The 12112-nt window shown below is 66.4% G+C and carries 10 protein-coding genes; 5 read left to right on the top strand and 5 right to left on the bottom strand.

Annotated elements, in window-relative coordinates; all coding sequences use genetic code 11:
• The first annotated feature begins 1 nt into the window (after position 1).
• From asnB to LC407_RS12010, 5 genes are all read left to right on the top strand, one after another.
• A complete protein-coding gene (gene asnB / locus LC407_RS11990; protein WP_105164358.1) occupies positions 2-1945 on the top strand; it encodes an asparagine synthase (glutamine-hydrolyzing) in 1944 nt (647 codons plus the stop codon).
• A gap of 66 nt (positions 1946-2011) precedes the next feature.
• On the top strand, positions 2012-2572 hold the full coding sequence (locus LC407_RS11995) for an NAD(P)H-dependent oxidoreductase (protein ID WP_033831525.1): 561 nt from the start codon (positions 2012-2014) through the stop codon (positions 2570-2572).
• A 213-nt stretch (positions 2573-2785) separates the two neighbouring features.
• Complete coding sequence (locus LC407_RS12000; protein ID WP_025876786.1) at positions 2786-4216, top strand: replicative DNA helicase; 1431 nt, start codon at positions 2786-2788, stop codon at positions 4214-4216.
• Between the two features lie 163 nt (positions 4217-4379).
• Positions 4380-4592 (top strand): hypothetical protein, encoded by a 213-nt coding sequence (locus LC407_RS12005; RefSeq protein ID WP_025876788.1) that lies wholly within the window; start codon positions 4380-4382, stop codon positions 4590-4592.
• Positions 4593-4609: 17 nt separating this feature from the next.
• Positions 4610-4849 carry a hypothetical protein gene (locus LC407_RS12010; RefSeq protein ID WP_193601113.1) on the top strand — a complete coding sequence of 80 codons (240 nt, stop codon included), beginning with the start codon at positions 4610-4612 and terminating at the stop codon, positions 4847-4849.
• 28 nt (positions 4850-4877) lie between these two features.
• On the opposite strand, the gene LC407_RS12015 is transcribed toward LC407_RS12010, so the two are convergent.
• The 5 genes from LC407_RS12015 to LC407_RS12035 form a co-directional block, all read right to left on the bottom strand.
• A complete protein-coding gene (locus LC407_RS12015) occupies positions 4878-5288 on the bottom strand; it encodes a hypothetical protein (RefSeq protein ID WP_025876792.1) in 411 nt (136 codons plus the stop codon).
• 163 nt (positions 5289-5451) lie between these two features.
• Positions 5452-6888 carry a dihydrolipoyl dehydrogenase gene (lpdA, locus tag LC407_RS12020; RefSeq protein WP_032951934.1) on the bottom strand — a complete coding sequence of 479 codons (1437 nt, stop codon included), beginning with the start codon at positions 6886-6888 and terminating at the stop codon, positions 5452-5454.
• Positions 6889-6951: 63 nt separating this feature from the next.
• Positions 6952-8151: a dihydrolipoyllysine-residue succinyltransferase gene (gene sucB, locus LC407_RS12025; protein ID WP_025876796.1), complete on the bottom strand. Its 1200-nt coding sequence runs from the start codon at positions 8149-8151 to the stop codon at positions 6952-6954.
• 39 nt (positions 8152-8190) lie between these two features.
• On the bottom strand, positions 8191-11022 hold the full coding sequence (locus LC407_RS12030) for a 2-oxoglutarate dehydrogenase E1 component (protein WP_032978870.1): 2832 nt from the start codon (positions 11020-11022) through the stop codon (positions 8191-8193).
• A 186-nt stretch (positions 11023-11208) separates the two neighbouring features.
• Complete coding sequence (locus LC407_RS12035; protein WP_223482872.1) at positions 11209-12111, bottom strand: GNAT family N-acetyltransferase; 903 nt, start codon at positions 12109-12111, stop codon at positions 11209-11211.
• Between the last annotated feature and the right edge of the window lies 1 nt (position 12112).

The following is a 12112-nucleotide window of genomic DNA, read 5'->3' on the forward strand; positions in this document are numbered from 1 at the left end:
CATGTGTGGATTGGCAGGTATGTTGTTGCCGGCGGCACAGACGCCGGCCGAGGTCCTGCAGGCGCAGGCGCTGGCCATGGGCCAGGCGCTGCACCATCGCGGGCCGGATGACGGCGGTACCTGGGTCGATGCCGCTGCTGGCATTGCCCTGGCCCACCGGCGCCTGAGCATCCTCGATCTTTCACCGCTGGGCCACCAGCCGATGGCCTCCGCCGACGGCCGCTATGTGATGGCTTACAACGGCGAGGTCTACAACTTCGCCACGCTGCGCGCCGAACTGGAGCCGCTGGGGCATGCGTTCCGTGGCCATTCCGATACCGAGGTGCTGTTGGCCGCGATCCTGCAGTGGGGCGTCGAGGACACCCTGCAGCGCGCCAACGGCATGTTCGCCATCGCCCTGTGGGACCGCCAGGAACAGTGCCTGTGGCTGGCCCGCGACCGGGTCGGCAAGAAGCCGCTGTACTACGGCTGGGCCGGTGATGCCCTGGTTTTCGGCTCGGAGCTGAAGGCGCTGTGGCAGCACCCGGATTTCGACAACGACATCGACCGCGATGCGCTGACGCTGCTGCTGCGGCTGGATTACATCCCGGCACCGCACAGCATCCACCAGCGCTGCTACAAGCTGATGCCCGGGCGCGTGCTGCGGCTGGATGCGGCGGCGGTGGCGGCCGGGGCCAGCGCACATCGCCCTGAGCAGGCGCAGCGTCCGTACTGGGACGCGCGCGCGCGCATGCAGGCGGCACTGGCCGCACCGTTCCAGGGCCGCATCGAGGAGGCCGAGGAGCAGCTGGATGGCCTGCTGCGCGATGCCGTGGCGCTGCGCATGGTTGCCGATGTGCCGGTGGGCGTGTTCCTGTCCGGCGGCACCGATTCGTCGCTGGTGGCGGCGCTGATGCAGGCGCAGAGCGGGCAGCCGGTGCACAGCTTCAGCATCGGCTTCAGCGGCTCGCACCACGACGAGGCACCGTTGGCCAGGGAACTGGCTACCCACCTTGGCTGTGATCACACCGAGCTGTATGTCAGTGGCGCCGATGCGCTGGCGGTGGTGCCGCAGTTGCCGGCGATGTTCGACGAACCCTTTGCCGATGCCTCGCAGGTGCCGACCGCGCTGGTCGCCCGCCTCGCCCGCCAGGGCGTGACCGTCGCACTGTCCGGCGATGGCGGCGATGAGCTGTTTTTCGGCTATACCCGCTATGTGCGTGCGCTGCGCAACTGGCAGATGCTGGGACGGGTGCCCGCGCCGCTGCGGCGCTGGATGGGCGCGCGTGCGCACCAGCAGGGCGAGGCGTCGCGCACCGGCGGGCTGGCCGCGTTGCTGGCTGAAACCGGCGCACGTGGCATCGGCGATGTGTATCGCAACCGCATCTCGCGCTGGCGCGATCCGGCGGCCGCGGTGATCGGTGCACGCGAGGCGGGCAGCTTCTACGATCTGGCCGATCCGCTGCATGGTGCCGGTACGCCGGCCGACGCGATGATGCTGGCCGACTTCGTCAGCTATCTGCCCGACGACCTGCTGTGCAAGGTCGACCGCACCTCGATGGCGGTCAGCCTGGAGGCACGTGCGCCCTTGCTGGACTGGCGCGTGGCCGAGTTCGCCTGGTCACTGCCGCTGGGCTTCAAGCGCAGTGAGTCGACCAGCAAGGTGCTGCTCAAGCGCGTGCTGGGGCGGTACGTGCCGCAGTCGATGGTGCACCGGCCCAAGCGTGGATTCGGCGCCCCGGTCAGTGATTGGCTGAAGGGCGATCTGAAGCCCTGGGCGGACGAACTGTTGCAGCCGGCGCGACTGGAACGCGAAGGCGTGCTGTCGGCCGCCGCCGTGCAGCCACTGTGGCAGCAGTTCCTGGGCGGCCAGCGCAAGTGGCACACGCACCTGTGGAACGTGCTGATGTTCCAGGCCTGGCAGGACCATTGGCGGCAGGTGCGTGCAGGCGTGAAGCGCGCTTGATCTTCACCGGCGGGGAAGGGCGCGGCGGCTAGGCTGGCCCTCCCGCACCGTGAGGAGTATGTCCTGATGTCCGTCCCCACCATTGCTGTATTCGTCGGCAGCCTGCGCAAGGACTCATGCAACCGCAAGCTGGCCCGCGCGCTGGAGAAACTTGCGGGTGACAAGGCGCGCTTCCAGTACGTGCAGATCGGCGACCTGCCGCTGTACGACCAGGATTTCGACGCCAGCTACCCCGCGCAGGGCACGCGCCTGAAGGACCAGGTACGCGCGGCTGACGCCGTGCTGTTCGTGACCCCCGAGTACAACCGTTCCGTGCCGGGCGTGTTGAAGAATGCCATCGACATCGGCTCGCGCCCCTACGGCGACAGCGCTTTTGCGGGCAAGCCAGCGGCGGTGATCGGTGCTTCCATCGGCCAGATCGGCACGGCGGTGGCCCAGCAGCACCTGCGCAACAGCCTGGCCTTCCTGGACATGCACGTGCTTGGCCAGCCCGAGGCGTTCATCCACTTCAAGGATGGCCTGATCGATGCCGACGGCACGATCCACAACGAGGGCACGCAGACGTTCCTGCAGGGCTATGTGGACCGGTTCCTGGCCCTGATCGCGGTACATGCCAAGGGCGATTGACGCCGGCAGCGGCGGTTCCCATCTGCGATAATGGTCCGCTTCGGGCGTCGCAACGACGCCCGTCGCAGGCAATGCGACGCCCTCGCGCCAGTCTGGACAGGCTCAGGCGGATATCCCCCGTTCTTCCACGGCTTATCCACAGGTTTGTCCATGGCCGCCGGGCTCGGCGCATGCCTACACTCGTCTGGCCCCTTTTGCAGGAAACACCGCAGCATGTCCGCCCGTTCCGGCTTCCGTTCCAACCGCAGAGAGCGCGGCGATGGCTTCGATCGCGATCGCGATGAATCGCGTATCGACCAGTTGCGCGTGCCGCCGCACTCGGTGGAGGCTGAACAGGCGGTGCTGGGTGGCCTGATGCTGGCACCGGAGGCCTACGATCGGGTCAACGACCAGTTGACCGAGGGCGACTTCTACCGCCGCGACCACCAGATGATCTACCGGGCGATCCGCGAGCTGTCCGAGCGCGAGCGCCCCTTCGATGCGGTGACCCTGGGCGAGTGGTTCGAATCACAGGGCAAGATGGAGCTGGTGGGCGATGGCGCCTATCTGATCGAACTGGCCAGCACCACGCCGTCGGCGGCCAACATCGTGGCCTATGCCGAGATCGTGCGCGACAAGGCGGTGCTGCGGCAGCTGATCCAGGTCGGCACCGACATCGTCAACGATGGTTTCCAGCCCGAGGGTCGCGACAGCAGCGAGCTTCTGTCCGCTGCGGAAAAGAGCGTGTTTGCCATTGCCGAACAGGGCGCGCGCGGCCGTACCGACTTCGTGGCCATGCCCGGTGCGTTGAAGGACGCGTTCGAAGAGCTGCGCAACCGCTTCGAGAATGGCGGCAACATCACCGGCCTGCCGACCGGCTATACCGATTTCGATGCGATGACCGCCGGCCTGCAGCCGACCGATCTGATCATCCTTGCTGCGCGTCCTGCGATGGGCAAGACCACCTTCGCCCTGAACATCGCCGAGTACGCGGCGATCAAGTCGAAGAAGGGCGTGGCGGTGTTCTCGATGGAAATGTCCGCATCGCAGCTGGCGATGCGCCTGATCTCGTCCAATGGCCGCATCAACGCGCAGCGCCTGCGTACCGGCCAGCTGGAGGACGAGGACTGGAGCCGGGTAACCGGTGCGATCAAGATGTTGAAGGAAACCAAGATCTTCATCGACGATACGCCGGGCGTGTCGCCGGAGATCCTGCGTTCCAAGTGCCGCCGCCTCAAGCGCGAGCACGACCTGGGCCTGATCGTGATCGACTACCTGCAGCTGATGAGCGTGCCGGGCAACAGCGAGAACCGCGCGACCGAAATTTCCGAGATCTCGCGTTCGCTGAAGGGCCTGGCCAAGGAGCTGCACGTGCCGGTCATTGCACTGTCCCAGCTCAACCGCTCGCTGGAAACACGTACCGACAAGCGCCCGGTGATGGCCGACCTTCGCGAATCGGGCGCAATCGAGCAGGATGCGGACATGATCGTCTTCATCTACCGCGACGATTACTACAACAAGGAAAATTCGCCGGACAAGGGCCTGGCCGAGATCATCATCGGCAAGCACCGCGGTGGCCCCACCGGCTCGTGCAAGCTGAAGTTCTTCGGCGAATACACCCGTTTCGACAACCTGGCCCACGACTCGGTCGGTTCGTTCGAATAGCGCCGACGGCGTTACGGTAGCGCCGGGCCATGCCCGGCGGATCTGCTCCCCAGCGGCAGGTTTCATCGCCCCCCAACCGGGTTTCGTCGCAAACCGTTTGCGGGCGACAGGGCGGGGCAGCAACGTGGTTGCAGGCGGCGGGGTGCCGCCGAGGGAGCCTCTGATGAAGACCTTGTTTGCGCTTGGTGTCTGGTGCCTGCTGTTCGTGCTGTGCTGGCCGTTGGCGATCCTGGCGCTGGTCGCCTGGCCGTTCGTGTGGCTGCTGAGCCTGCCGTTCCGCCTGCTCGGCATCACCTTCTCGGCACTGTTCGCCTTCCTGCGCGCGCTGTTCATGCTGCCGGCACGCCTGCTGGGCGGCGGCCCGGTGACCGCGTGAGGGCGCTCGTCATTGCGATGGTGGCGCTGCTGGTGGCGGCGCCCGCGTCCGCCAAGGAACCGCCGTCGGCCTACCTGGAGCGCGGGCATGATCCTGCTTTGGCCGCCACCGCCGCGACTGCAGAGGATGCGCCCAAGGAATCCTGCCGGGTGGTGAAGGAGTGGAAGGCAGGGGAAACGGTCGTCCAGCACCGCATCTGTGACGATCCGCCGAAGAGGGCTGCCGCCAAGCCGGCGCCGCGGCCGGTGCAGCGTTGATCCGCCATCTGCCGGTACGGCGGTGGTTTCAGGATGAGGGCGCCGCGGCGGCCGGCGGTGCCGGGAACACCTGTTCGCGCAGATCGCGGTAGACCATGATGATGCGGCCACGCGGGCGCACTACGAATTCAACCTGCAGCGGCGCGCCGGCGGTGGCTGCCGCCGGATGGGTCACCGTGCAGGGCTGCTTGATCCCACAGCGCCGCAGGGATACTTCCAGGCTGCCATCGCTGGCCGTGCGCACATCTGCGCCGGGTGAGTGGAAGAGCGTCTCGGCAGGTACGTGGTAGCGGATCAGCACGTCGCCATCGCGTTGCGGCATCACTTCGACCGGCTGCACCTCGGCTGCGCGGTAGTCGGTTCTGGCTGGGGTGGCAGTGCACCCGGCCAAGGCGAAGCCGAGCAGCAATGGCAGGCGGTAGAAGCGGGACAGGTGCATGATCGTACGGCTCCATGGAAATCGGCGGCGGCCACAGCATTCCCTGGCCGGTTGCATTGGGCCGGGTTGCAGGCGGGCGGTCAAGCGGCCAACAAAAAACCCCGCCGAGGCGGGGTTTTTTGTATCCAGCAACGCGGGCCAGTGGCCGGCACTACCCGATGGCTCAGTTCGCCTTGTGGATCGCGCGCTTGCTCACGGCCATCGCCGCGTCGTGCACCACTTCCGACAGCGACGGGTGAGCGTGGCAGATCCGCGCCAGGTCGTCGGCCGAACCGCTGAACTCCATGGTCAGCACGCCTTCGTGCACCAGCTCGGACACGTTGGCGCCGACCAGGTGCATGCCCAGGATGCGATCGGTTTCGGCGTGGGCCAGAACCTTCACGAAGCCTGCCGGCTCGATCATCGCCACGGCGCGGCCGTTGGCGGCGAACGGGAAGCTGCCGGCCTTGTACGGGATGCCCTCGGCCTTCAGCTGCTGCTCGGTCTTGCCGACCCAGGCCAGCTCCGGCTCGGTGTAGATGACCCACGGAATGGTGTCGAAGTTGACGTGGCCCGGCAGGCCGGCGATCAGTTCGGCAACCGCGATGCCTTCCTCGAAGCCCTTGTGCGCCAGCATCGGGCCGCGCACGCAGTCACCGACCGCCCAGACGCCATTGACGCCGGTGTGGCAGTGCGCGTCGACTTCGATCTGGCCACGCTCGTTGATCTTGACGCCGGTACCTTCGGCCAGCAGGCCCTTGGTGGCGGCGCGACGGCCAACGGCCACCAGCAGCTTGTCCACCACCAGCGACTTCTCGCCTTCGGCGTCGGTGTAGGTCAGGGCGACTTCCTTCTTCTTGCCCTTGCCGGTCACTTCGGCCTTGGAGACCTTGGCACCCAGGCGGATGTCCAGGCCCTGCTTCTTGAATTCCTTGGCGGCGGTCTTGGCCACTTCGGTATCGGCCGCAGCCAGGAAGTCCGGCAGCGCTTCCAGGATGGTCACTTCCGAACCCAGGCGCTTCCACACGCTGCCCAGTTCCAGGCCGATCACACCGGCGCCGATCACGGCCAGGCGCGCCGGCACTTCGGTGAAGTCCAGGCCGCCGACGTTGTCGACGATGGTTTCGCCGTCGAACTTGGCGAACGGCAGTTCGATCGAATCCGAACCGGCGGCGATGATGACGTTGGTGCCCTTCAGCTCGACGACCGAGCCGTCATGCTGGGTGACCTTGACCACGTTGCCCGGCTGCAGTTCGCCGAAGCCGTAATAGGCGGCGACCTTGTTGGCCTTGAACAGCATGGCGATGCCGCCGGTGAACTGCTTGACGATCTTGTCCTTGCGGCCAACCATCGCTTCGACGTCCATCTTGGCATCCTTGAAGCTGATGCCGTGGTCGCCAAAGATGTGGCCCATGTTCCAGAACTGGCGCGAGGAATCCAGCAGCGCCTTGGACGGGATGCAGCCCACGCGCAGGCAGGTGCCACCCAGGGCCGGCTTGCCGTCCTTGCCCAGCGCTGCGTCGATGCAGGCGGTCTTCAGGCCAAGCTGGGCCGCGCGGATGGCAGCGTGGTAACCGGCCGGGCCGGCACCGATGACGACGACGTCGAATTGTTCAGCCATTGAAATAGTCCTTGTTGCATTACCAGAACCCCTCCGCGCAGGCGCGGAGGGGCGGGAGGTCTCTTACAGGCCGAACAGCATGCGGCCCGGGTTTTCCAGCTGGTTCTTGATGTCCACCAGGAACTGCACCGAGTCCTTGCCGTCGATGATGCGGTGATCGTAGGACAGCGCCAGGTACATCATCGGCGCGATCACGACCTGGCCGTTCTGGGCGATCGGGCGCTCCTTGATGGCGTGCATGCCGAGGATGGCGCTCTGCGGCGGGTTGATGATCGGGGTCGACAGCAGCGAACCGAAGGTGCCGCCGTTGGTCACGGTGAAGGTGCCGCCCTGCAGTTCTTCCAGGCTCAGCTTGCCGTCACGGGCCTTCTTGGCGTAGTCGGCGATGGTCTTTTCGATGTCGGCGAACGACATGCGCTCGACGTTGCGCAGCACCGGCGTGACCAGGCCCTTCTCGGTCGACACGGCGATGGAGATGTCCGAGTAGCCGTGGTAGATGATGTCGTCGCCGTCGATGGAGGCATTGACCAGCGGGAAGCGCTGCAGCGCGTTGGCGGCGGCCTTCACGAAGAAGCTCATGAAGCCGAGCTTGATGCCGTGTGCCTTGACGAACTCGTCCTGCAGTTCCTTGCGCGCCGCCGACACCTTGGACAGGTCGACTTCGTTGAAGGTGGTCAGCATGGCGGTGGAGTTCTTCGACTCCATCAGGCGCTCGGCGATGCGCTTGCGGATGCGGGTCATCGGCACGCGTTCTTCCGGACGTGCGCCACCGGCCTTGCCGGCGCCGCCGTTGCGGGCGAAGTTGACGATGTCTTCCTTGGTGACGGCGCCACGACGGCCGGTGCCGTCGACGTCGGCCGGGTTCACGCCTTCGGTGATGGCGGTGAAGCGGGCGCCCGGCGGCAGCGCGTCGGCAGCCGACTTGGCAGCCGGGGCCGGAGCAGCGGCGGCGGCCGGAGCAGCAGCGGCCGGAGCGGCCTCAGCCTTCTTCTCTTCGGCAGCCGGGGCCGGTGCAGCAGCCACGGCGCCTTCTTCGATGATCGCCACGACCTGGCTGGAAGTGACGGTGTCGCCTTCCTTGAACTTGATTTCCTTGATCACGCCATCGACCGGCGACGGCACTTCCAGGACGACCTTGTCGGTTTCCAGGTCAAGCAGGTTTTCGTCGCGCTTGACGGCGTCGCCCACCTTCTTGTGCCAGGTGGCGATGGTGCCGTCGGCGACGGATTCGGGCAGTACCGGGGCTTTGACTTCGGTGGCCATGCGGGAGCTTCCTGGTTTGTCTTCTAAATAGGGGGAGAGTTATTCAGCGAACGAGTCGTTGAACGGGTTGACCAGTGCATCGGCGACCAGCTGCTGCTGTTCGCGGACATGGTCAGCCATGTGACCGGCAGCCGGCGAAGCCGAACGTGCGCGACCGGCGTAGTGCAGGCTCTGGCCATCGGCCAGGCAGAACTGCAGGTGGTGGCGGATCTGGTACCACGCGCCCTGGTTCTGCGGTTCTTCCTGCGTCCACACCACGTCGGTGGCCTTGCCGTACTTCTTCAGTTCGGCAGCCAGCAGCGCACGCGGGAACGGGTACAGCTGCTCCACGCGGATGATCGCCACGTCGTCCTGGCCACGCTTGGTCTGGTCTTCCAGCAGGTCGTAGTAGACCTTGCCCGAGCACAGCACCACGCGCTTGACCTTCTTGGCATCTGCATTGGCATCGCCGATCAGGTGCTGGAACTCGCCATTGGCCAGCTCGTCCAGGGTCGACACGGCCAGCTTGTGGCGCAGCAGCGACTTGGGCGACATCACCACCAGCGGCTTGCGGGTGGTCAGGTGCTGCTGGCGACGCAGCATGTGGAAGGCCTGCGCCGGGGTCGACGGCACCACCACCAGCATGTTCTCCAGCGCGCACAGCTGCAGGAAGCGCTCCAGGCGCGCCGAGCTGTGTTCCGGGCCCTGACCTTCATAGCCATGCGGCAGCAGCAGGGTCAGGCCGGAGATGCGGCCCCACTTTGCTTCGCCGGCGGCGATGAACTGGTCGATCACCACCTGGGCGCCGTTGGCGAAGTCGCCGAACTGGCCTTCCCAGATGCACAGGGTGTTCGGATCGGTGGTCGAGAAACCGTACTCGTAGGCCATCACTGCTTCTTCGCTGAGCAGCGAATCGATGACGGTGGCCTTCTCCGGCGAATCCACCAGCTGCCGCAGCGGCAGGTAGTAGTTGTCGGTCTTCTGGTCGTGCAGGATCGCGTGGCGGTGGGTGAACGTGCCGCGGCCGACGTCCTGGCCGACCAGGCGCAGCGCACTGCCTTCATCCAGCAGGGTGGCGTAGGCCAGGTTCTCGGCAAAGCCCCAGTCGCCCGGGATCTCGCCGGCAGCCATCTTGCGGCGATCGTCGTACACCTTGGACACGCGCGAGTGCAGCTGCACTTCTTCGGGCACGGTGTTGATCAGCTTGGCCAGCGCGACCAGCTTGTCCTTGTCGACCTTCGTCGACACCGGATCGGACAGCTTGCCTTCCAGCAGCTTCGGCCAATCAACGAACAGCGGGCTGGTCGGCGGGGTCTTTTCGACCTTGGCCAGCTCGGTGGTCACTTCACCGGCATCGAGCTTCTCGCGGTACGCATCGACCATCGCCTTGCCGGCGCCGGCGGCGATCACGCCTGCCTTTTCCAGCTGCTCGGCGTACATCTCGCGGGTGGTGGCGTGCTTGCGGATCACCTGGTACATCAGCGGCTGGGTGATCGCCGGCTCGTCGGCCTCGTTGTGGCCCCAACGGCGGTAGCACATCAGGTCGATGACCACGTCCTTGGCGAACTTCTGGCGGAACTCGAACGCCAGCTGCGCGGCGAACACCACCGCTTCGGGATCATCGCCGTTCACGTGCAGCACCGGGGCGGCAATCATCTTCGCCACGTCGGTGGCATAGCGCGTGGAGCGCGTGTCCTGCGGATTGGAGGTGGTGAAGCCGACCTGGTTGTTGACCACGATGTGCACGGTGCCGCCAACGGCGAAGCCGCGGGCCTGCGACATCTGGAACAGCTCCATGACCACGCCCTGGCCGGAGAAGGCCGCGTCGCCGTGGATCAGGATCGGCATCACCTGCTTGCGCGCGGTGTCCTTGCGGCGTTCCTGGCGCGAACGCACCGAGCCGGCAACTACCGGGTCGGCGATTTCCAGGTGCGACGGGTTGAACGCCAGCGCCAGATGCACCGGGCCACCCTCGGTGGCCACGTCGGCGGAGAAGCCCATGTGGTACTTCACATCGCCGGCCGAAGCGTGCTCGTCGTGCTCGAACTTGCCTTCGAATTCGTCGAACAGCTTGCGCGGGTTCTTGCCGAGGGTGTTGACCAGCACGTTCAGGCGGCCGCGGTGGGCCATGCCGATCACCACGTCCTTGACGCCATCCTTGCCGGCGCTGCGGATGATGGTGTCCATCATCGGGATCAGCGAGTCGCCGCCTTCCAGCGAGAAGCGCTTCTGGCCGACGTACTTGGTGTGCAGGTAGCGCTCGAGGCCTTCGGCGGCGGTCAGGCGCTCCAGCGTGCGGCGCTGGGTGTCAGCGTCCAGCTGGTAGTTGCCACCGGCCAGTTCCAGCTTCTTGTAGATCCACTGGCGCTGCTCGACCTCGGAGATGTGCATGAACTCCGCACCGATCGAACCGGTGTAGGTCGCCTTCAGGCGCGCCAGCAGGTCACGCAGCTTCATGCGCGGCTGGCCACCCACGCCGCCGGTGCTGAACTCGCTGTTGAGGTCAGCATCGGACAGGTTGTGGAAGGGCAGGCCGAGGTCCGGGGTGTTGACCGGAGAGGCCAGGCCCAGCGGGTCCAGGCGGGCGTCCAGATGACCACGCGAACGGTAGGCGGTGATCAGACGACCGACATTGCGCTCGCGCTCATCGCCTGCACCGGTGCCGGTGCCTGCTTTCAGCGCATCCTTGGCCGCGTCCGCGATGTGGGAAATGACGGCCGAGTGCGGAATGTCGCCCGCTTCGCGGCCCTTGAAGCCGTCGAAGTAGGTTTTCCATTTGGGATCGACACTATCCGGGGAGACCAGGTACTGCTCGTACAGGTCCTCGACATAGGAGGCGTTGCCGCCGGCGAGTTGCGAAGATTGCGCAAACTGCTTCAGTTGATTGTCCACGATGGAGGGTGCTGATTCGCTTTGTGGGGTATGGCTTCAGAAGGACCCGGCACGAAGATGAATAGCCATGCACGGGCGCGTTCAAACGGCCAAATTGTACCCCCATCCGGACACGAAGGGGCAGCGACGAGGGCATCGGGCGTCCCCCGGTGTCGGTCCCAGACAGGTTGAGCGCACCGGTCGCGGTCAGATGCCGAGTGCGCGCAATTCGCTGCATTCGCGCGAACGGTCCCAGACACGCTGCAATTGCTGCTCGAACGGCTGCGAACGTGCCGGCAGCGCGATTGCCGATTCGCCGTCGAGGCGATGGCCGATGAGACGAAAGTAGAAGTCGCCTGCATCGTTGAGCAGGCAGGCCGAGGCCAGGGCGCGATCGATCGGATCGGCGACCTCGCGGAACTGGATCACACTGGGAAGGCGCTGGAACAGCGCCAGCAGCGGCGCACCGGCACTGGCGATGGCTGCGGCGTCATGCACGATCACCCGCAGCTGCTTGTCGTGGCGGGCGGTGACGAAGCGGCGCAGGGCCGCCTGTACCGGTGGCGCATCCAGCAGGCCGGGGTCCAGCTGCCGGCTGTGCAGCCACAATCGACGGCGGGCGCGGTGGATGATCGCCGTGGTGATCGCCACCGCTTCAGCGCGGCTGTCGATGGCGGAAACGGCCTGCAGGCGGCGCCGCATCTGCTGGTGGCCAATGCCGGCTTCTTCGAATTCGGGGCCCTCCGGAAGGAAGCCCTGGCGGGCGTAGAAGTCGCGTGCCGGCAGCTGCGCATGCAGGTGCAGCTCGGCCAGGCCGAGCTGGCGCCCGGCCTGCACCAGTGCCTCAAGCAGGGCCTCGCCAATGCCGTGGCCGCGATACGCCGCCAGCACCGCCATGCGGCCGATGCGGCCATCGGGCGCCAGCCGCCCGGTGCCGACCGGATGCCCGTCGGCATCCAGCGCCAGCACGTGGGCACAGACCGGGTCCAGGGCATCGCGCTCCAGGGCGGCGTCGATGCCCTGTTCCTGCACGAACACCCGCTGGCGCACGTCGTGGATGGCGACGTGGGCCTCGGCGTGACTGACCTGCAGGACCCGCAGCGGGCTCATG

Origin of the sequence: Stenotrophomonas sp. OVS01A, assembly GCF_019969775.1 — a bacterium.
Classification (GTDB): domain Bacteria; phylum Pseudomonadota; class Gammaproteobacteria; order Xanthomonadales; family Xanthomonadaceae; genus Stenotrophomonas; species Stenotrophomonas indicatrix.

Coding starts and splice junctions, on each gene's coding strand:
- LC407_RS12010 (WP_193601113.1), top strand. CDS start 4,610: ATGGTGGCGCTGCTGGTGGCGGCGCCCGCGTCCGCCAAGGAACCGCCG.
- LC407_RS12015 (WP_025876792.1), bottom strand. CDS start 5,288: ATGCACCTGTCCCGCTTCTACCGCCTGCCATTGCTGCTCGGCTTCGCC.
- sucB (WP_025876796.1), bottom strand. CDS start 8,151: ATGGCCACCGAAGTCAAAGCCCCGGTACTGCCCGAATCCGTCGCCGAC.
- asnB (WP_105164358.1), top strand. CDS start 2: ATGTGTGGATTGGCAGGTATGTTGTTGCCGGCGGCACAGACGCCGGCC.
- LC407_RS11995 (WP_033831525.1), top strand. CDS start 2,012: ATGTCCGTCCCCACCATTGCTGTATTCGTCGGCAGCCTGCGCAAGGAC.
- LC407_RS12005 (WP_025876788.1), top strand. CDS start 4,380: ATGAAGACCTTGTTTGCGCTTGGTGTCTGGTGCCTGCTGTTCGTGCTG.
- LC407_RS12035 (WP_223482872.1), bottom strand. CDS start 12,111: ATGAGCCCGCTGCGGGTCCTGCAGGTCAGTCACGCCGAGGCCCACGTC.
- LC407_RS12000 (WP_025876786.1), top strand. CDS start 2,786: ATGTCCGCCCGTTCCGGCTTCCGTTCCAACCGCAGAGAGCGCGGCGAT.
- lpdA (WP_032951934.1), bottom strand. CDS start 6,888: ATGGCTGAACAATTCGACGTCGTCGTCATCGGTGCCGGCCCGGCCGGT.